The organism is Sulfitobacter aquimarinus (genome assembly GCF_040149565.1).
Lineage (GTDB): Bacteria > Pseudomonadota > Alphaproteobacteria > Rhodobacterales > Rhodobacteraceae > Sulfitobacter > Sulfitobacter aquimarinus.
On the sequence record NZ_JBEFLO010000016.1, the window covers coordinates 18,420 to 40,116 of the forward strand.

Consider the following 21,697-nt stretch of genomic DNA (forward strand, 5'->3'; position numbering starts at 1 on the left):
GGGGGGGGCAAGAACGCAAAACGCCCGCGCCAGATCTCTCTGGCGCGGGCGCGTTTTTTGCGATGTCAGTGCAGATTAAAAGATGAAATCTGCCGCGTCGAATTGATTTTCCTGAACGCCCAGCAGGGTGATCTGGCTCCCGCCGCCAAGACCGACAACCACATTGGCACCCACATTGGACGCCGCCGCCGAGAAGTCCGCGAAGGAGTTGATCGCCGCAACAGCCGAGAAGTCCAGATCGTCGACGTTCACAAGGAAGTCGGTGATCACATCCGCATCGTTGATCGCGCTGAAGACAAAGTCATCCGCGCCGGTGCCGCCGGTCATGGTATCGTTGCCGGCACCGCCTGTAAGGGTGTCATTGTTCACGCCCCCCAGGATCACGTCAGAGCCGTTACCCCCGTTGATCACGTCGTTGCCGCCCTGACCTTCCAGCGTGTCGGCACCGCCGTCACCGTTGATCGTGTCAGACCCCGCGTTGCCCAGAACACTGTCGTTGGCGCCGCCTGCATTCACAAGGTCGTTGCCCAGCCCCCCGTCGATGGTATCAAGCCCGGTACCGCCGTCGATGGTATCAAAGCCGTTACCGCCAAGGAGGCTGTCGTTGCCAGCGCCCCCGTCAAGAACATCAGAGCCCGCAACACCCAGCACAGTGTCATCGCCGTTGCCGCCGTTCACGGTGTCATTGTCACCGCCGCCGTCCACAAGGTCGGCACCATCGCCCCCGTCAACAAGGTCAAACCCGGCACCGCCGAACACTTCGTCCTCGTTCTGGCCACCGAACAACTGATCCGCATTGGCCTGACCGGACAATGTATCCTGACCGATGTTGCCGCGCAGGGTGTCATTTCCCGTGCCGCCTGTCAGGATGTCTTCACCGTCACCGCCTGCGGCATCGTCATTGCCGCCGCCGCCTGTCAGCGTATCCTCACCCAGGCCACCGATCAGGCTGTCATTGCCATTGGCGCCGTTGATGTTGGACCCACCATCCCATGCCGTCACAGTGTCATTGCCACCGCTCGAATTACCAAGGAAGTTTTCAAAGTTGACCACAGCGCCTGCGATGCCGTTGACCGTTCCCGCTTCGAGATTGATATTCGACGAAGAGGTCGATGTGTTCTCGTAGGTGTCGATCCCCGTACCGCCATCGATAAAGTCGATGCCTGAGTCAATGAACCCGACAAAGGTGTCATTGCCCGCATTCATGTCCAGTACGTTGATCGAACCTTCTTCGATGCTGTCATTGCCGTTGCCGGTTCTGACATCGCGGACACTGCCTAGATCAACGGACATGCCCGTCGCGGTGGTGAAGGTACTTCCGACGGCCGTGATGCCTGCGGATGTGCCCGTAAAGAGGACAGAGTCACCGCTGAAATCAACAGTGTCGTTTAGGCTGGCACCAACCATCGTCAGCGTATCTGCCGTGTCACCGTCGATGAAGACATAGTCGGCACCGCCACCGCTCAGCACGATGCTGTCGTTGCCGTCAATGACGTACAGCGTGTCGTCACCTGTGCCGCCATCCAGCGTGTCATTGCCGACCGCCCCGACATTTGAATCCGTAGCCAAGGCATTGTCATTGTCGTACAGCACATCGTTATCGGCACCACCAGCGATGCTGTCGCTGCCGCCGCCGCCTTTGATGGTGTCATTGCCAACACCGCCTGCCATGTTGTCATTCCCTGCAGAGGCTTCAAGGCTGTCGTTGCCTGTCCCGCCGATGACGGAGTCGTTGCCAGTGCCGGTCTGGATCGTATCGTTCCCGTCACCCGAGCTAACAGTCGCGTTCCCGTTACCGGTATCGATGTTGTCATTATAATCAGTGGTCGTGAAGTTCGAGGAACTGTTATCACCGTTGATATAATTGATCTGGTCCGCGCCAGCGAACGAGCTGACATCCCAGCCTGAGTGGTCAAACGTCTCGTCCGAGGCCAGATCGATGTTCAGGATGTTCTGGGCAGAGTTGCCCTGAATTGTCCCCGTCGACGAGAATTCGGTATTGGTGTCCAGCTCCTGCGAGATGATGTTGAACGTCGTTGCAGCGGCGCTGTTTTGGAACGAGATCCGCTCAATGCTGCTCAGTTGCAGACCTTCGTTCAGCAGATAGGTGCCGCTGTCTTGCAAGAACAGCTCATCCGTACCGCTGCCGCCAAACAGGCTGTCGTTGCCAAGGTGGTAGGTCGATGTTTGCAGATCAAAGTCGTCATTGCCGTCATTGCCGTTCAGGCGGTCTGTCATAACAGACCCGTCAATGAAATTATTGCTTGTGTTGCCGTTCACCACAATCGCCGCGTCATCTGCGCCGGTGATGTTGTCGAAGCCCGTGAATGTCCATTGCGACATATCAAGGCTGCTGCCGTCCATGTTGATGACCAGCTCGTCCACCGTGCCTGCGTTGCCGTTGCCGTCAATCACCAGATCAGCAGCAAAACCCGTGGCCATCTGCGTGCTGGTAAAGATCATCTCGGTGCCGGCGATGCCGCTCAGACCGCGGAATTCGATCTCTTCGATTGTGCGACCCGAGGCAAAGACAAAGTCCTGGTAGTCGAAGCTGCCATTGCTCATCGAGATCAGCGTGTCATAGCCGCTGCCGCCGTTGATCGTGTCATCGCCCTGAGCGATATCATTTGAATAGACGCGGATCAGGTCGTTGCCCGAGCCTGCATCGATGCTGTCGGCGCCGAAGTTGCCGTCAATGGTGTCATTGCCACCAAAGCTTCTGATCGTATCATCACCGCCGTTGCCGCCGATCCAGTTGGCCTCGTTCCCCGAGATAATATCGTCGTCGCCTTGCGTCGCCTCGAGGTTCTCAAAGTTCGAGATGGTCTCGGTGCTGGTGCCGGCAGCGTTGGTCCATACCCCGGTGAAAATATTGATGCTTGTGCCGTTAATACTGATCGCGTCCATGTCCAGCATGTCGATGCCGTCACCACCGTCAAACACATCCGAGCCGATGCCGGCGCTGGTGACCTGGATGCGGTCATTGTCGTCGCCGCCTTCCAGCGTGTCATTGCCCGCTTCGGTCAGCGTGTCATTGCCCGTGCCACCCTCCAAAAGGTTAAAGCCGCTGCCGCCGTTCAAAAAGTCATTCCCCGAAGAGCCGTCCAGCGTGTCATCACCGCCGTCACCGTACAAAAAGTCGCTGTCCGCACCGCCGTTGATGCTGTCGTCTTTGGCACCGCCCCGGATGGTGTCATTGCCGTCATTGCCTTGCAGGTTATCCGCACCGTCATTGCCCAGAATGCTGTCGTTACCGGCACCACCCTTCAGGCTGTCGTCAAACCCCGAGCCGTTCATCACGTCGTTGCCGGACAATGCGGCAAAGGCAAACCCGCTGGAAAAGCTGCTCAACGCGTTGGGGTTGGCCAGTGTCACCAAATCGGCGCTAAGGCCGGACAGGACAAAATCGGGGCTACTGAAGTTGTTGTTGCCGACGTCGAATTCAAGCGAGGTGACAGTGCCGCCCGTAGGCGCGCCGCCCGAGAAGGTGATGCCCGACCCGTAGGCCTGCACATCAGTGCCGTCAATGGTCAGCCATGAATACTCGGTCGAGCTGTTATTACCGGCGTCTTGAGTGTCAAAAAGCGTGCCCTCACCGGTGAGCATGTCAAAGCCGGCAGTGGCATTTGTGGATGTAAGTATGGCCATGGTTTTCTCCAATATCTTGTGTGTGAATGAGGCCAAAGTGGCAGTCGGCCCCGAATAAAAAGGGTCTTTGATCGTATAAAAACTACAAAAGGGGCCTCTAAATAGCCCCGTCTGGATCGTGTCTAAGTCGTGGGTCCGGGCACTTTAATGTCCCGGTCAATATTCAGTACAAGGGCGCGTGATTTCCCGCTGGTATAACGGCGGCGCGCAAATAGTTTCTTCTTGTCGGTCCATTCCTCCCGCAAACGGCCGAGTAGATACGAGTTCATGTCTTTGCCATCTGCCAGCCAGGAATTCAGGATTACACTATCCCCTGTTTTCCCGTCACCGATGCCGCGCGGATCATTCCGTTCGGCCCAGTCATAAGCAGCTTTTTCAGAGCAATATGCCCAACCGATAAATCCGGTCGGCACATTGTTGCGGCAGATGAAGTAGTAGTGGTTGCGGTTGACTTGTCCCGCAATGAGGCGACCGATTTCACCAAGACGCAGACCCTCGAAGGCATCGTTGTTCATAAGCAGCACCATCGCACGTCCCGCAGCGGCATAGCCGTCTTTGGATCGCACCAGGTCAAATGTGTCCTGTTCGGCGCTTATGTCTGCATCAATTTTCAAAATTTGAACTTCCGGTCGAATATTTCTCGTGTTTATTAAAATTTAACTTATCCGTGAAGAATATTGTTGAAACACCGCCTGAAACGGGCGTGAAAGTAAGGAAATCCATACGTTTCCCGCATAGATATAAGGCGATTTGCAACCCTCGCGTGAGGCGCGTCTTGCGAATCAGTTACGATGCATTCCCAGACCCACGGGGGCAATTTTGCCTCCGCAGATCCTTACACATAACATAATTACAATTATAAAACCAGATGTCAGAGGATGAAGTTCGCCTCTGACAGCACGTGTTCTCCGGTCAGGCGGATGGCAAAATCCGACCATATATCGCCGTCGTTACTGCCGTGGATCACGGTCGTACCGTTGGTGGTGTAATAGCTCAGCTGCCCGCGCTCAAAGACGATCAGATCGGCCTCACCCACGAAGGTGAATGCATCGCCGGGGCGGAACCGCAGTGCGTCAATCGCGCTTAGGTCGATGATGTCCTGGGCTGCGTTGAAGTCGGTGATTACATCTGCGGACCACGTCAGCGCGTGGCCATTATCGCGCGCGGTCGCGTTCGTCTCTCCTAATGAGTTGAAGACGAATGTGTCGCGCCCGCCGCCGCCTGTCATCACGTCGCGGCCCGTGCCACCCTCCAGCGTGTCATTGCCCGCGCCCCCGTCCAATGTGTCGGCCTGCGCGCCGCCCCGCAGCGTGTCCTGCCCGGTGCCACCCGACAGATCATCGCCGTTGCTGCCGCCAGTCAGGCTATCGTTGCCGCCGCCCCCTTCCAGCGTGTCATTGCCGCCGTGGCCATGCAACGTATCATAGCCCAATCCGCCCATGATGCTGTCATCCCCCGTGCCGCCAGTAATGCTGTCGGTGCCGCTGCGGCCATAAATAAAATCGGCCCCCGCGCCGCCCGACAAAAGATCATTGCCAGTGCCGCCATCAATATGATCGATCCCGCCGTTGCCATAGATGATATCGCGTAGCGCACCACCAAGGATGATCTCGGCCATGCCCGCGCCAAAGATGCTGTCCACACCGGCGCCGACGGCGACATCAAACGCACCGCCCCCCACGATCTCGCCGTTCACGATGATACGGTCATAATCGACCCCGTGAAACGGCGTGGTCATATTGTCCAATGTGATACCCTGCGACTGGATAAAATCTACATAGCGGTTGTAGATGTTGATCCCGTGCAGCCCTGCCGGGGCGACAACATCTGTTACGATCACGTTCAGGTCGCCGAAATTATCCGACGTCGCCGCAGGCAAGCCGATCACATCGCCATTAAAGCGAAACGATGCAGCGTTGTCGAACTCGGGCAGATTGGTGAACACCCCGGGCGCGGCAAATGTCACATTTTCGATCGTTACGCCCAATCCGGCCCCATTCAGTTGGTTGGTCCAGTAGTCTGCCATGCTCGAGCCAAGGCTGTGGCCCGTCAGGTAAAGGTTGGTGATATCTGCGTTCGCCTCAAGATAGGCGGTAAGTTCGAGGAACAGATCATCATATTGCGCGACATGCTCGTTTTGGAAAAACCAGTCGTCGAATACCGCATCACCCGGCCCGTTGGTTCCGCGAAAGGCGACAAACAGGCTATCTTGGGTCCGTGCCACAAGCGCGCCAGCATTGGCTGAGGTGTAAAACCCTTCCAAAAATCCGTCTTGCGGATTGTCCGCATTCCCGCTGGCAACAGGGGCCAGCGACGGGAAATCCGCCGTTTGCAGGAAATAGAGCGGCCCCTCCAGCGCGTCTGCGGCAGGACTGGCGGCAGGGTTGAAATTGCCTGTCACCTCATGGGCCTGCAGCTCATACGCCGCCAGTGACAGAGTCGAAAACAACCCCATCCAGCCGAATTGATCCACCACCGATTGCGTGGTATTCAGCACGGCCACCGTGCTGGCCAATGTATCGGCGGGGAAGATTTCACTGGTGACATTGTCCGAGCCAAACACATCATAGGTCACGCCCGCCTGCATCAGCACATCCGCGCCGGCAAGCGAGACAAAGACCGACGACACCCAAGCCCCGCCCACTTTCACGGCCGCAATATCAAAGGTGTTATCCGTGCTCAGGTTACGCTGGCCGCCCAGAACAAATGTCTCGCCCACCCAGGCGTGGGCCGTGTCGCCATTGACCGAAACGACGACAGGATCGCTGCCTGTTTCGGTGCGCACACCGCCGCCAAGGTCATCATCGCCAATGCCGTTTGCATCATCATCGCTTAGCACGACGGTCATCGTCTGGCCCGTCCATGTGATGCCCTGCGAAATCACATCCGCCGCAGAAACGACACTGCCCAGTGCAGCCATCTCGAAACTATAAGTCGCCATTGTGGTCCCTTTTTACGTGTTAAGGCCCACCCCACGGTCACAGTTTACGCCGTCCCCCGCCCCGCGTACAGAGAGCCGCGAGGGGGAATTCCCTTACATCGCCGCCCAGATGTCCTGCAATGACGCGCGCAAACCGTGCGCAGGCGTCCAGCCCAACGCCCCTTTGATCGCCGAGGTATCCAATACCACCCGCGCCACATCGGTGCTGCGCGCTGGCGTGTGCTGGACCTTGATCTCGTGGCCGCTGACCTCCTGCACCAGCTCCAGCATCTCGCGCACCGAGGTGCCCTCGCCCGAGCCTACGTTCCACGTTTTGCCATTGCTGGCCTCGGGGTTGTCGATCACGGCCTCGATCGCGTGGGACAGATCGCGCACGTCGAAATAATCGCGCACCGCTGATCCTTCGCCGATCATGTTGAAGACCGCGCCCTGCTGCGCCGCCCGCATCAACGCGCCCACCACGCCTTGGCTCACGCTGACCTGCCAACGGCCAATGGGGTTGGACGGGCGCAGGATGGTCGTGCGCAACCCGTGGGTGCGGGCCATGAAATCCACGGCCGCTTCGGTCATCTTCTTGCCCAACCCGTAAGGAGAGATCGGGCGCAATTCGTTATCTTCGGCAATCATACTGGCTGTCGTCTCGCCGTAGACCGTGCCGCCAGAGGACAGGTAGATCACATTGGCGTCCGAATGGGCGGCCACCGCCGAGAGCACGCGCATCGCGGCCTCGACCGTGTCACGGGCCTCGCGCCATGGGGTGTCCAGATTGGCCCCCGGTGTGCTGGTGGAGGCCAGATAGACAACCGTCTCGACCCCGAACAGGGCGGCCTTGGGATCGGCCATGAACTGCTCTAGCCGCAGGGCACTGGTGCCGGGGGCGTGCTTCTCAAGAAACGCTGCATCAGGCGCACGCGAGACAACGCGCATCGCCTCGCCGCGGGCATGCAGGCAGGTGACAAGGTTCTTGCCGACAAACCCCGTACCGCCAAGGATCAGGATCATGATGCAGTGTCTTCAGCGGCGTACATCGGGTGGTCGAACTTCATCAACGGATGGCGCCGCGTCAGCGATTTGTTGGTCGATGCCTTCACAGTCTGCGAGCTTTCCTGACGGCGTTTGAACAGCACCGTGTCGGGCACGACCTTGTGGATGTATCCCGCCGCCACTGTCTCGCAGTTCCAGAACCAGTCCTCATAGGCATAGCCGCCCGCGATGTCGCGGTCACAAAACGGGAGCTCGCGGTAGATGGCCGTGGGACAGACGCACAGCGCGTCCCAGTAATTCGCCACCCGCAACAGATCGAGCCGGAACTCATCGCTCTCTTGGTCGATATGGGTGAAAATCGTCGCCTGTTTTTCGAAGAAATAGTTATATTCAGGGTGCGCGATATGGGTCGATGGCTTGTCCTTGAGGAAGGTCAGCGCCTCGACGAGCCATGTCTGCGACCACAGATCATCTGCATCAAGGAACGCGCAATATTTGCCCTTGGCCTTTTCCACGGCCCCGTTGCGCACCTTGCCCTGATCGGCAACGTCATAGGTATCAACCGCCACCGCGTCGTTCTTGTAGGTGTTAAACAGCTTCTCGGTCAGCGCATCGGGGCGGTCGAGACACAAAAGCGCTTCAACGGTAAACCCTGCGGCGCGCGCGGCCTCGATCGCGGCCCAGAAAGAGCGCAGCGACGGCACGGCAAGACGCCCCTCGCGGTGGCCGGTAATGATGCAAGTCAGATCACAGGTCATATGTTTTCACCATCTTCTTGATGCCATTGATATAGCCCTTGAGGGCGAACTGTTTGCCCAGACGGGTCTGCAACGCGGCGACACGTTTTTGTGCTTCCTCGGGGTCGGCGGCCATCTCGGCCAGTGCGGCGCTATAGGCGTCGATGTCCTCGAAATCCTTGACCAGCCAGCCGGTCTTTTTGTCCAGCATCTCCGAAATCCCCCCCACATTGGAGGCGGCAATCGGCAGACCCGCAGCGGCCATATCCAGCAAAATGGTCGGCAGACCGTCCCATTGGGCGGTATAAAGGAAGCCGTTGTACGGCGTGTCCAGCACCTCCTGAAGGTCGGAATAGGTGCCTTTTTCAATGATGTTTTCCGGCGGATCAAATTCGGCCAGACCTTTTTTGCCCAGCACGGTTTTGCCGTAGACATCAAATGTCATGTCAGGGTTGGCCCGCGCAATCGCCACCAGCAAATCCAGACGCTTTTGCGGATCAAACCGACCCGCCCACAAGAAGTGTCCGGCCCCGCTGCGCCGTTTGGCCAAGGTGGCAACCGCTGCCTCGCCGGTGATGGGGGTATAGACGGGCACGACCTGCGGTGCCTCGCCGGTTTGGTCAAAGCCCAGCCTGTCGGCCACATCATTGGCCAGATTTTTCGTGTCGGTCAGCAGCAGGTGATGGTGGTCTGCCGTGTCACGCAACCACTGGATCGGATAGCCGACGCGGTCGCCGCGCACGTTCTCGTCCCATGTGAACAGATAGGTCACGATCCGGAACTCGTGATACAGCTGACGGCCATACAGGCGCATCGCTTCCCAGACCAGACGGCTGTTGACGTTGATGAACGTGTGACACTCGACCCCGCGCAGCAGATCAATCAGCGCACGGATCTTGTCTTCGGGGCCAAGGGTTGTGATCTCTTTTGACAGATCAAAAATATCCAGCTTGTCCGAGAACCACTCGATATATTCGCTCTCGGAGCTGTCGGTGGTGATGACCAGAATTTCCGAAGGGTCCGCGACATTCGACAGCGCCTCGGCAAAGATCGAGGCGACGCGGCTGGCCCCCGACATGCGCACATGGGGCACTGCCACAACATAGCGGTAGGTCTTGCCCGCCAGCCGTCGCCGCAGCGCCCGCGCCACATCCGTGGTCTCGGCTGCCGCTTTCAGGGGCGAGGTGATGATGCGCTGCCCGCCGGGCATGGCAACCATCGGGTCCAGCGCTTTGGCTGCGGCCACCAGTTTTCCCATCTCCGGATTGTCTTCGAACAGATCAAGGATCTTCACATCCGCCACCGACGCCGACTGGCGCCATTTTTCGCGGTGGCCGTGTTTGAGATAGTGCACATAAGGGTTCAGACCCTGACGGCGGATATCCTTGTTCTTGCGCAGATAATACGAGACCGAGAAATCGCGGTTCGGGTCGCGCAATTCGATCCAGCCCAGCGTCATGAAATGCAACAGCGGGTCGATCCACTTATCCGCCAGATCGGGGTTCTGCGCGGTGTAGTATTCGGCATCGAAATGTGCGCGCACAATCCGCAGCTCTTCCTTGCCGGGCATGTTGGAGGCGATGATGACAGGGCGCGCGCCTTCTTCGTCATCGTCCAGATGTTTATCGGCCCAATAGAACACGCGGTTCTGGCGCAACGCTTGCAAATCGGCCTGCGCAATGCGGCCCGGCAGATCACGGTAAATCATGAAATGCACAAACGGGTTTATCTCGCTGGGGTCCAGCGTGGGGTGGCGGGCGACATATTCCTCGGGCACAAACCAGCCATTGGGGCGGCGGCCTTCTTTCCAGCCGTGCAACATATAATGGTCAAAAGGATCGTCCCCTGACCTCAACACATCAGGGTTATGTGACAGATAATAGGCTGCATCAAACCCCTTGCGCAGCTTGTCCATTTCGGCTTCCTTTGCATCATCGTCCTCTGCGCTCTCGGCCTCAGCCTCGATCTGTGCATCTTGTGCAACAATATCCTCACCCAGATCGTCTTGCGCCTCATCGGGCTGCACAACATCTTCCACGGCCTCGGACGGCGGCGTTTCAAGCGTTTCTGGCTCTGGCGCGGGGGGCTGTTCGGTTTTCTTGGAAAAAATACCCATGATGTAAAAACTTCTCTGTTAAACGGATTATTGGGGTCTTAGCCGAAGATAGCAGTGGTTAAAACGCATCCTTTGACAGATGCAAGTGCGGATATCCTCCATCTTTATGCCAGCAGCCTCGCCACGTATAGCACAGCCTACAAAAGAAGCATCGGCACGCCGTGGCCATACGATATCCAAACACGGCCTCACACCTGCCACATTAACCGTGTTATACTGCCCCCGAGCAGAGTAAAAAAAGAAAAGTTACATCATGAAGATTGCCGTTTTCGGACTGGGCTATGTGGGCATGTCCAATGCCGCGCTATTGTCGCAGAACCACACCGTCACAGGTGTCGACCTTGATGCGGACCGCGCCGCGATGGTCACGCGCCGGCAAAGCCCCATCATCGACGCCGAACTCAGCGCGTTTTTGCAAGACGAGACCCTCGATCTGCATGCCACCACCGATGCGGATGCCGCATTGGAGGGGGCCGAGCTGGTCGTGGTGGCCACGCCCACCAACTATGACGCGGATACCAATTCGTTCAACACCACCAGCGTGGACCATGTGATCCGCCTTGCCATCGCACACAGCGCCGACAGCACGGTGATAATCAAATCCACCATCCCCGTCGGCTATGTCGCCGCCATGCGCGCCGAGCTGGGCACAGACCGCATTGTCTTCAGCCCCGAGTTCCTGCGCGAAGGCCGCGCATTGCACGACAACCTGCACCCCAGCCGCATCGTGGTGGGCGACACGGGCCCCCGCGGCCGCGCCTTTGCCGATCTGATGCTGCAAGGGGCCGCCATCACGGATGTGCCCGTACAGCTCACCGACCCGTCCGAGGCCGAAGCGATCAAGCTTTTCTCCAACACCTACCTCGCCATGCGCGTGGCCTATTTCAACGAGCTGGACAGCTATGCGCTGGCGGGTGGCATGGACAGCCGCCAGATCATCGAGGGCATCTGCCTCGATCCGCGCATCGGCGATCACTATAACAACCCCTCGTTCGGCTATGGCGGCTATTGTTTGCCCAAAGACACCAAACAGCTGCTCGCCAATTACGAAGACGTGCCGCAAAACCTCATCCGCGCCATTGTGGACGCCAACCGCACCCGCAAGGATTTTCTGGCCGACCAGATCATCGCGCGCGCGCCCTACCCCAAGGTTGTCGGCATCTACCGGCTTGCGATGAAAGAAGGCTCTGACAACTACCGCCAAAGCTCCATTCAGGGGATCATGAAACGGATCAAGGCCAAAGGCATCCGCGTCGTCGTGTTCGAGCCGCTGCTCGAAGAGGACCACTTCTTCGGCTCGGAGGTCTACACCGATCTGGAGGCCTTCAAAGCGGCCAGCGATCTGATCGTCACCAACCGCAAGTCACAGGTGCTGGACGATGTGGCGGACAAGGTATTCACCCGTGATCTGTTCGGACTGGACTAGACGGCACTGCAAAAAGGAACGCCCATGACCCTGACTCCTGTTCTCCTGTGTGGCGGCTCTGGCACGCGGCTGTGGCCCTTGTCGCGCAAAAGCTATCCCAAGCAGTTCGTGCCGCTGGTGGGCGAACAGACCTTGTTTCAGGCCTCGGCCAGCCGCTTGGGGGATTTTGACGCGCCACTGGTGGTCACGGGATCGGACTTCCGCTTTATCGTGACCGAGCAGCTGGCCGAGATCGGCATCGACCCCGGCGCCATCATGATCGAGCCGGAGGGCCGTAACACAGCCCCCGCCGTTCTGGCCGCCGCATTGTACCTGCACGCCCGCGACCCCGATGCGCTGATGCTGGTGTGTCCCTCCGATCACCTGATCCCCGATGACGCGGGCTTTCGCGAAACGGTCATGGCCGCCTGCGCTGCCGCCCACGCAGGCCGCATCGTCACCTTCGGCATCACGCCCACCTACCCCGAGACAGGCTATGGCTATCTTGAGATGGACAGCACTGCAGAGGGCGACATCGTCCCGCTGGTCCGATTTGTCGAAAAGCCGGACGCCGCCACCGCCGAGCAGATGCTGGGCGCGGGCACTTACCTGTGGAACGCAGGCATCTTCCTCTTCCGCGCCTCTACCATGGTGGAGGCGTTCAAAACCCATTGCGCCGATATGATCGCCCCTGTCCAAGAGGCCGTGACGCAGGCCCAAGTCGATCTGGGTTTCCTGCGCCTCGCGCCCGAACCGTGGGCGCGTGCCGAGAATATCTCGATCGACTACGCGGTGATGGAGCGGGCGGATAACCTGTCGGTCGCGCCCTACCGTGGCCCATGGTCCGATCTAGGTGGTTGGGATGCTGTCTGGCGGGAAAGCACACGCGACGAAAGTGGCGTGGCGCTGTCGGGCAATGCCACTTCGATTGATTGCCACAACAGCCTGCTGCGATCGGAAAGTGACGGCATGGAGCTGGTGGGCATCGGGTTGGACAATATCGTAGCCATCGCCATGAACGACGCCGTGCTGGTCGCCGATGCGCGCCGCGGGCAGGACGTGAAACTGGCGGTGCAAGCGCTCAAGGAGCGCGGTGCCACGCAGGCCGAGCAGTTCCCCAAAGACCACCGCCCCTGGGGCTGGTTCGAAAGCCTTGCCATCGGCACGCGGTTTCAGGTCAAACGCATCGTTGTGCATCCCGGCGCGGCCCTGAGCCTGCAAAGCCACCACCACCGCGCCGAACACTGGATCGTCGTGGAGGGCACTGCAAAAGTCACCATCGACGAGCGTACCCAATTGGTCAGCGAAAACCAGTCCGTCTATATCCCGTTGGGCGCGGTCCACCGCATGGAAAACCCCGGAAAAGTGCCGATGGTCTTGATCGAGGTACAAACAGGCGCATATCTGGGTGAGGATGACATCATCCGCTATGAAGACGTCTATGCACGCGGCCAAGGGGCCAAGGGCTAGGGCCACTCCGGAGAGACACAGCATGAAGATCCTCGTATTCGGCCACAATGGTCAGGTCGCAACCGAATTGCGCGCGCAAGGCGGCGATGATCTGATCGCGCTTGACCGCAGGGCGGCGGATTTTTCCGACCCCGCCGCCTGTGCTGCCGCCATCGCGACCCATACCCCCGATGCCGTGATCAACGCCGCCGCCTACACCGCCGTGGACCGCGCCGAGGAAGACGAAGCGCTGGCCCACACCATCAACGCCGAGGCCCCCGCCGCCATCGCACAGGCCTGTGCCGCACTTGGCATTCCCTTTGTGACCATCTCGACCGATTATGTGTTTGACGGCAGCGGCACCGATGCGTGGCAGCCCGATGATGCGACAGGTCCGCAAGGCGCCTACGGGCGCACCAAACTGGCGGGCGAGCAGGCCGTGGTTGCCGCAGGTGGCACATATGCCATTTTGCGCACCTCTTGGGTTGTCTCGGCCCATGGCAATAACTTTGTGAAAACCATGTTGCGGCTGGGGGCCGAGCGCGATGCGCTGAACGTCGTCGATGACCAGATCGGCGGCCCCACCGGCGCGGCAGAGATTGCAGCTGCCTGCCTGACCATCGCGCATGCCTTGGGGGACAAGCCGCAGCTCTCGGGCATCTACCATTTCGCAGGCGCCCCCGATGTCAGCTGGGCGGGTTTCGCGCGCGAAATCTTTGCCCGCGCAGGGCTATCATGTGAGGTCACGGGCATCCCGTCGTCGGAGTATCCCACCCCCGCCACGCGGCCCCTGAATTCGCGCATGGACTGCACCGCCACCACGCAGACCTTCGGCATCCCGCGCCCCGATTGGCGCGACAGTCTGGATGCCATTCTGGCGCAGCTTAGGACCTGATTTAGAGCCTAAAACGTCTGGTCATACTCCCCCACACCCGGCTCGGTGCGGATGATCGCATCGATCTGCGCAAAGATCTCGCGCAGCTCTGCCTCACTCTCGGCGCTTTCGCAGACCACCACCAGATTGGGCGTATTGCTGGACGCCCGCACCAGCCCCCATGACCCGTTATCAAGGATCACCCGTGCCCCGTTCACTGTGACCACTTGCACGACCTTGCGGCCCGCGAGTTCGGTCAATTCCTCCAGTTTAGAGACGATACGCGCAAGGATATCGTATTTCTCCTCATCGGCGGCATAGGGCGACAGCGTGGGCATCGCATAACTTGTCGGCAGCGCACGGCGCAGATCAGACATGGACATATCGGGGTTGCGGTCCATCAGCTTGCAAATCTCGACCGCGACGCGCATCCCGCAGTCATAGCCACGGCCCAACGGCTCGGCCAGAAAGTAGTGGCCCGACTTCTCGAACCCCGCCAGTGCGCCCAGCTCTTTGACACGCCGCTTCATATGGGAGTGGCCAGTTTTCCAGTAATCGGTCTTGGCCCCGTTGGCCTTGAGTACGGGATCAGAAGCATAAAGCCCCGTTGATTTCACATCCGCCACAAATTGCGCATCAGGATAAATCCCCGACAGATCGCGGGCCATGATGACACCGACTTTATCGGCAAAAATCTCTTCACCCTCGTCGTCCACCACACCGCAGCGGTCGCCGTCGCCGTCAAACCCCAGCGCAAGGTCCGCGCCTGACGCTCTCACGGATGCGCTCATGTCATGCAGCATTTCCATGGCTTCGGGGTTGGGATTGTAATGCGGGAAGGTGTAGTCGAGCCTGTTGTGGCTATCCACCACCTCGACGCCCATGCGGGCGAACAGTTCGGGCGCGAAAGCCGCTGCCGTGCCGTTGCCCGTGGCGCAAACCACTTTCAAGGGCCGCGTCATTTTGAAGTCGCCCACCAGATCGTCCAGATAAGCCTCGCGCACGCCTTCGACGAATTCATATTTGCCGCCCTCGCGGGCCACACCGCGCCCCTCCAGCACGATGTCGCGCAACTCTGCCATCTCGTCAGGGCCGTGGGTGAGCGGGCGCTCGAACCCCATCTTCACGCCTGTCCAGCCGTTGGGGTTGTGCGAGGCGGTGACCATCGCCACCGCAGGCGCGTCCAGATGGAACTGCGCGAAATACGCCATGGGCGACAGCGCAGGCCCGATGTCTTTGACTTGGATGCCCGCCTGCATCAGCCCCAGCATCAGCGCGTTTTTAATCGACAGCGAATAGTCGCGGTAATCATTGCCCACGGCAATCACAGGCTCGATCCCGCGGGCATACATCTGCGTGCCAAGGCCCAGCCCAAGTGCGGTGATCCCCGGCAGGTTGATCGCCTCGGGGTACTGCCAGCGCGCATCATATTCACGAAACCCCGTGGGCGCGATCATCGCATCGCGCAGGAATTCCCATGTGTTGGGCGTAACGGTGGGTTGTGGTTTGGTCATGAAAATCCCCTTCTATGGATCGCCCCATAGAAGGGGATATGCGTCAGACGTCGAAGATATACGCGGTGAGCGCACCCGTGTCATCCTGACCTTGCAAGGTCAGCGTATTGCCACCCCCGAAGTCAAAGACCGTGTCGTTGTTCACAACGTTGGCATAGGTGCTGATGATGTCAGCCGCCGCCAGATCGGCCCCGCCCCACAGGTCACGGTCCAGATTGATCTGATCCAGAAACCAGTCCTCGATGATGTCGTTGCCGCCATCAAAGACAAAGGTATCGCGGGACGTGCCGCCGCGCATGACGTCATCGCCCGCGCCGCCAACCAGCGTATCCTGACCGCCGCCGCCGTTGAGGTAATCATCGCCCGAGCGCCCATCCAGATAATCCGCACCTTGGCGGCCAAACAGGCGGTTGTCGCCCGCATCACCGTAAATCGTATCGGCAAAGGCCGAACCTGCCAGATCCTCGATATTGACATAGACATCGCCTGCCGCCTCGCCTGTGTTGCGCGAGGCATCGGCCAGATCCAGCAGCACGGCCGTCAGCGATTCCGAATACTGCGCACGGTCACGGTTGGACCCGCCCGACAGGTGATCAGCGCCCACACCGCCAAACAGCACGTCATCGCCGATATGCCCCTCCAGCGTGTCATTGCCGCGACGGCCAAAGATATAATCGACATTGCGCAGACCGACGAGGTTGTTGTCCTCTTGGTTGCCGCGAATGTTGTCGGCGCCCTGAGAGCCGATCACATCCTCGATGCTGTCATAGGTGTCGCCCGCAGCAGCGAATGTGTTGATCTGGCTGAACTGCAAATCCACCCGCAGCGACCCGAACGAGCCTTCATAGCTGACCGCATCGCGGCCCGCGCCGCCGATAAACGTATCACCGCCCGCCGCATTGGACAGCGCATTCGGGTTGCCGCCGATGAACAGATCATCGCCGCCGCCGCCCACCAGCGTATCTTCGCCGCCGCCCCCTGTCAGCGTATCGGCATCAAGCGAGCCGAGGATGTTGTCGTTGTTCACCGTCCCTGTGCGGTCCACCCCGCGAATTTGCAGATCGCTCACCGCGATGTCGCGGCTGCCCACGGCACCGGCTTCCAGCACGCGGATCGTCTCAAAGTTGCGCAGCTCGAATACGGTGGTTGATGGGCCGTCGACCGAAAGGGTCACGATGTTGTTGACGCCGTCATCGTCGTCGCGCGAAACGGTCAATTCGTTGCGCAATTCGCGGTAGGTCAGACCCTCGTAAAAACGATCGCCCAGCTGTACCTGCGTCAGGTCCAGCACATCGCCCGCCCCCGCGCCACCATCCAGCACAAAATCGCTCATAAGGTCCCGATGCCCGACATAGCCAAGCTGCAGCGTGTTGTCGGCAGCATCGCCGTTAAACGAAAACAGGCCTGCCACGTTCAGGCGGACATCCTCGATCCCTGACAGCGCATAGGCATAGGGCGCCTCGGAGTTGTTTGCAAAAGTGCCTGTCATCAGCCCCAAACCCAGATCAACCGCGATGATGCGGTCCGCAGGGGCGGCAAAAAAGCTGGTGTTAAAGAACTCGGGGAAATCCCCGAAACCGATATCATCGCTCACCTCCAGCAGATCGCGGCTGCCCGCGCCGCCGTTGAGCGTGATGTTGGCATCGGTGGCGTATTCAGGGAAATGCGCGTCATATGTGTCGATCGCAATCCGGTCGTTCCCCGCCCCCATGTTATAGGTGACATCGCCAGTCTCGACGCCCAGGTTATCAACGTAAGCCTCGTCTGCGTCATTGGTGCCGGTGATGGTTGCCTGCGTGATATCGGTGCTGGCGTCATCGGTGAACGGGCCTTGCACACGCAACAGCTCCGCCCCGTTTTCGCGGATGATCAGGTTGTCGATGCCCAGCCCCGTGATCTGGTCAAGATTGTCGATGGGCGTGCCATTGGCCTCGGCCGCGTCGATCTGGTTGATCACGTCGATCAGCGCCCCAAAGTTGCCCGCCGGGAAATCGCCGTTCAGCTCGATCTCGGTGTTGACCGAGGTGAGGCGCAGCTGCGTATCGCTCAGGCTCAGGGCCAACAATTGCGTGGCGCCGTCCATCAGCGTAAAACTGGTAAAGCCTACGTCCTCCAGCAGATTGAACAGCACCTCCTGCGCAGCCTCGAAATCGGCCTCGGTATCGGCATCGCCCGCGTTCTGGAACGCCGCCAGCAAATCAATAATCCCGTTGAGCGAGCCCGGCCCTGCGCCCACCAGATCAAAGGACAGATTGCCACTGCTCACCGAGACGCCCGTGGACCCCAGACCAATGCTAAGTGCGGGGACGTTTTGATAAAAGAAGTTGAAGGTGTTGAGCGCAAGCGAGCCCAGACCATTTGTGCTGGCCGCGCCCGATCCGTTCAGCGCCGCCTCGATCGCGGCGCGGATGGCGATGTCGAGTTCCTCCAGCGTATCAAACGCGCCAAATCCCGTGCCCGTCAGTTCAACCCGGCCGCCGTTATGCGCCCATGTTATCCCTGTCGCCCCCAGCGCGATGGGGGCACTATCCAGCGCGATGTCTACCCGCGACGGATCCCCGTCAAACAGCGCATCCAGCTGCGTCTGGCGTGACAGGGTGACCCCGTTGAACGCGCTTTGGATGGCGTCAATCCAGGCGGGTGTGTCATCGTTAATATCGGGGAAGAAATTGGTTGATGCGGTAAGAGTCGCCATGGGTAAATTCCTTGGATATGTCTAATGGGGTCTTTCACCCCTTTATACCGTCAAGTGGACCCTTTGATACAAGTTGTAATTTCCCTCATGCGTTGTTGTGTCCTCTTGGTCCCGGCCTGTGTTCTGGCGGCCTGCGCCCAGACCCCGATCCCGACCCAGACGCGTCTGCATCTGGGCACCGATGACGGGGCCACGCATCCGAAAGGGGCTGCATCTGCTGCGATCGCGTTTGGGCTGGGCGGAGATGGTAGCGCCTTGCCGGACGGGCTGTTTGGCGGGAGCGGTGCGGATACGGATGCAGGCCGCGCCCCTACCACTGTGCGCCTGAAACGTAGCCGCAGCGCGGGCGTCTCGGTCATGCAGCGCCACGCGCTGCGCCCTGCCCGTCTGACGCTGGAGCCTACGGTCTATGCAGGGATCGCGCAGGCGCGTTACGCCCTGCCCGATGGCGTGTTGCTGGCCAATAACCGCACGCGGCTGACCGACCCGCTGCGCACCGATTTCCTGAGCCTTCGGGTCGAGCCGCAGGTGAACGTGGCACTGGCGCTGGGGCCTGCACATGCGCCTTGGGGCAGCCAGAAAATCGGGGTGGGGATTGCGGGCGCTTATGTGAAAACGCGCATCACATCCGCGCTGATCAATGCGCGCGGCCATAGCCGCGTGGTGGACCCGTTCATCAGCGCCACCACCCAAGTGGGCGGCGCCACGCTGGAACTGCGCCGCTACCGCGATTTCGGCACCACCGGTAAGGTCGAGTGGCGCCACAAGTTCTAGGGTCGCCTAGAAGACGAAGATGTTCGTCTCAAGATCCGCCAGCGTGCTGATGTTTTGCAACACAACCGTGTTATCCGCATCAAAGCGCAGCACAGCGGTGCCGTTCTCGATGCCCGCGAACTGCGCCACAACCTGTGCGCCGCTCAGGCCGGTGACCTGGTCAATCACCCGCGCTTCGATGCCCAGACGGTCATTGTGGTTCAGCACCATATCCTCGACCACATCGCGGCCGCCGTTGAAGATGAAGGTATCGGCCGATTGCCCGCCGCGCAGCGTGTCATTGCCAAGGCCGCCATCCAGACGGTCACTGTGGGCCCCGCCATTGAGGTAGTCATCGCCCGCACGACCATAAAGCAGGTCATTGCCCTCGCGCCCGAACAGCCGGTTGCTGCCGGTGTCGCCCGACAGCTGGTCGTCGAACCGCCCGCCTGCCAGATCCTCGATGCTGCTATAGGTGTCGCCAATGGCCTCGCCCGTGTTGCGGGCCGTGTTCATCAAATCGACCAGAATGGCGGTCTGGCTTTCGGAGTATTGGGCGCGGTCGCGGTTCTCGCCGCCGATCAGCACATCGGCACCGGTCCCGCCAAACAGCACGTCATTGCCAACGCCCCCGTCCAGCGTATCGTTGCCGCGGCGGCCAAAGATGTAATCCACGTTGCCCTCACCTTGCAAAAGGTTGGCATCAAACGTGCCGCGTATGTTGTCGGCGCTGCGGCTGCCGACAAGGTTTTCGATGCTGGTATAGGTGTCGCCCGCCGCGATGTTGGTATTGATCTGGCTGAACAGCAAATCCACCCGCAACGACCCGCTGGAGGCGCTGTAGTTGACCGTATCAATACCTGCGCCGCCGTCCATGCTGTCGCTGCCTGCACCCGCCATCAGCATATCCGCGCCGCCGCCGCCCTCCAGCGTGTCGTCGCCGCCCGCGCCGGTCAGCCGGTTGGCCGCGTCATTGCCGATCAGCACGTCATTGCCGCTGCCGCCTGTGGCGTTTTCGATCACCACCCCATTGGCGATGGTAAAGCCGCCCGCGATGCCGTTGGCCTGTGACAGGAAGCCCCCGCCGCCGACTTCACCTTGCAGGGTGGCGGCACGCAAATTGATTGTCGCGCCCGCGCTGCCAGTATGGCGGATCTCGTCCACACCGCCCGTGTCCCAGATGCTTTCCCAATGGGTGCCCTGCCCGTTGCTGGCATCAAGTGTATAAACATCATTACCGCGCGCCGTGGTGGTATTGGCCCCGTACAACCGTTGCAGCGCCCCGATATCAAGCGCCATTGGCCCCGCTTCGCCGCCCCAGCTGGCATTGGTCTGCGAGGTGCCTGCCGCCCCCGTGGACAACCCGCCGTTATAGGACTGCGTGGTAAAGACCCCCTGATTAAGCCCGTGAATCCCGAAGCTGCCGAAGGCGCTGCTCACACCGGGCAACACACCCGACGTGCCACCCGCATCATGGCCATGCGCCATGCCCAGACCGTGCAACAGCTCGTGGGTGATGGTGGCAAAACCGATGCCGCCCGCCTCAAGGTCGCCCCCTGCGGAGCGGTCCCATTCATTGCCGTTAAACACCCCCAAAGCGGTGCCTGTCCCGTTCGACGTAGGCAGCGTGAAATACCCCAGCAAACCGCTTTGCATCTCGTTGGTGTCCAGCACCAGACGGAAATCCGCAGACGAGGCCGAGTTTACGACATTGAAGGTAATATTGGTCACCGCTTCGACCCGCTCGAACGCCTCGATGAAACGCGCGCGCTCATAGGCGGTGAACCCTTCGGAGGTCACGGCAGGCGTGCCCGGCACAACCACACCCGCGCTATAGCCCGAGGTGCCGAAATAGACGTTGATCGTTTCAGGGTTGGCCAGCTCGGTCCCCCACAAAAGCGCATCGACCGGATCGTAATCGTCATAGGTCACAGCCTCAGCGCCCGTCACCTCCAGCGTATAGGTGCCGCGGTGGTTGCTGTAGCCGCCCGCCTCGACGTAATAGGTGCCTGAATTGGTGGCCGTAAAGGTCAGCGACGGGTTCAGCCCCGGACCGCCATCATCATCAAACCCCACCAGATTGCCCGCGCCGTCGCGCATCCGCAGCAGCGGGTCATCCAGCGTGATACCCGTCTGGTCAATCTGCACCGTCTGCCCTGCGGTCAGTGTCAGCGCGAACCAGTCGGTGTCATAGGACACCTCGAGGTTGCCACTGGCCGAACCGCCCACCTGCAAGGTGCCCCTGGTCGATGAATTGCCCGCGTAATCATCAGACGTATTCGAGATGTCAGGAACCGCCGAGGGCGGGATATTCTCGCTTTTGTCAGCGGCACCCGTATCGTCATCGCCGTGATCATGATCATGGTCATGCAGGTGCAAGCCGGGAATGGTCGTGTCACAATCGGTATGGGAGTCGCCCCCCCCCCCGTCTTCATGGTCATGCACATGGGTACAGCCGTCGGCACCACAATCATCATGCCCGCAGTGATCCTGCACCGCGACATCCCCCTCCATCAGAGCGCCACGGGACATATCGTCTATTTCAGATGCCTCTGATTGTGCGTTTGCCTCATGTGTCATG

At 60.0% G+C, this 21,697-nt stretch carries 13 protein-coding genes; 4 read left to right on the plus strand and 9 right to left on the minus strand.

Annotated elements, in window-relative coordinates; all coding sequences use genetic code 11:
* Positions 1–75: 75 nt before the first annotated feature.
* The 6 genes from ABMC88_RS17960 to ABMC88_RS17985 form a co-directional block, all read right to left on the minus strand.
* Positions 76–3,648, minus strand: a complete 3,573-nt coding sequence (locus tag ABMC88_RS17960; RefSeq protein ID WP_349578265.1) for a beta strand repeat-containing protein — start codon at positions 3,646–3,648, stop codon at positions 76–78.
* A gap of 122 nt (positions 3,649–3,770) precedes the next feature.
* Entirely contained in the window at positions 3,771–4,262 is a 492-nt protein-coding gene (locus tag ABMC88_RS17965; protein ID WP_349578266.1) for a toxin-activating lysine-acyltransferase, read from the minus strand.
* Between the two features lie 257 nt (positions 4,263–4,519).
* A complete protein-coding gene (locus tag ABMC88_RS17970) occupies positions 4,520–6,589 on the minus strand; it encodes a hypothetical protein (protein WP_349578267.1) in 2,070 nt (689 codons plus the stop codon).
* Between the two features lie 93 nt (positions 6,590–6,682).
* Positions 6,683–7,591 carry an NAD-dependent epimerase/dehydratase family protein gene (locus tag ABMC88_RS17975; RefSeq protein ID WP_349578268.1) on the minus strand — a complete coding sequence of 303 codons (909 nt, stop codon included), beginning with the start codon at positions 7,589–7,591 and terminating at the stop codon, positions 6,683–6,685.
* Positions 7,588–8,331 carry a glycosyltransferase family A protein gene (locus tag ABMC88_RS17980; RefSeq protein WP_349578269.1) on the minus strand — a complete coding sequence of 248 codons (744 nt, stop codon included), beginning with the start codon at positions 8,329–8,331 and terminating at the stop codon, positions 7,588–7,590. The genes ABMC88_RS17975 and ABMC88_RS17980 overlap by 4 nt, the downstream gene beginning before the upstream one ends.
* Positions 8,321–10,426, minus strand: coding sequence for a glycosyltransferase family 4 protein (locus ABMC88_RS17985; RefSeq protein WP_349578270.1), 2,106 nt, complete (start codon positions 10,424–10,426; stop codon positions 8,321–8,323). The genes ABMC88_RS17980 and ABMC88_RS17985 overlap by 11 nt, the downstream gene beginning before the upstream one ends.
* 253 nt (positions 10,427–10,679) lie before the next feature.
* Between ABMC88_RS17985 and ABMC88_RS17990 the strand changes: the two genes are divergently transcribed.
* Genes ABMC88_RS17990 through rfbD form a run of 3 tightly spaced genes read left to right on the plus strand, consistent with a single transcriptional unit; the run spans position 10,680 to position 14,175 of the window.
* Complete coding sequence (locus ABMC88_RS17990) at positions 10,680–11,852, plus strand: nucleotide sugar dehydrogenase (protein WP_349578271.1); 1,173 nt, start codon at positions 10,680–10,682, stop codon at positions 11,850–11,852.
* 24 nt (positions 11,853–11,876) lie between these two features.
* Positions 11,877–13,301 carry a mannose-1-phosphate guanylyltransferase/mannose-6-phosphate isomerase gene (locus ABMC88_RS17995; protein ID WP_349578272.1) on the plus strand — a complete coding sequence of 475 codons (1,425 nt, stop codon included), beginning with the start codon at positions 11,877–11,879 and terminating at the stop codon, positions 13,299–13,301.
* A gap of 22 nt (positions 13,302–13,323) precedes the next feature.
* Positions 13,324–14,175, plus strand: coding sequence for a dTDP-4-dehydrorhamnose reductase (gene rfbD / locus ABMC88_RS18000; protein ID WP_349578273.1), 852 nt, complete (start codon positions 13,324–13,326; stop codon positions 14,173–14,175).
* An 8-nt stretch (positions 14,176–14,183) separates the two neighbouring features.
* Here rfbD and ABMC88_RS18005 read toward each other — a convergent pair whose 3' ends face one another.
* Entirely contained in the window at positions 14,184–15,668 is a 1,485-nt protein-coding gene (locus ABMC88_RS18005) for a phosphomannomutase/phosphoglucomutase (protein ID WP_349578274.1), read from the minus strand.
* A gap of 43 nt (positions 15,669–15,711) precedes the next feature.
* A complete protein-coding gene (locus ABMC88_RS18010; RefSeq protein WP_349578275.1) occupies positions 15,712–18,363 on the minus strand; it encodes a calcium-binding protein in 2,652 nt (883 codons plus the stop codon).
* 105 nt (positions 18,364–18,468) lie between these two features.
* Here ABMC88_RS18010 and ABMC88_RS18015 point away from each other — a divergent pair, with 105 nt between their 5' ends.
* A complete protein-coding gene (locus tag ABMC88_RS18015) occupies positions 18,469–19,137 on the plus strand; it encodes a hypothetical protein (protein WP_349578276.1) in 669 nt (222 codons plus the stop codon).
* 6 nt (positions 19,138–19,143) lie between these two features.
* On the opposite strand, the gene ABMC88_RS18020 is transcribed toward ABMC88_RS18015, so the two are convergent.
* Positions 19,144–21,696, minus strand: coding sequence for a M10 family metallopeptidase C-terminal domain-containing protein (locus ABMC88_RS18020; protein WP_349578277.1), 2,553 nt, complete (start codon positions 21,694–21,696; stop codon positions 19,144–19,146).
* Position 21,697: the final 1 nt, after the last annotated feature.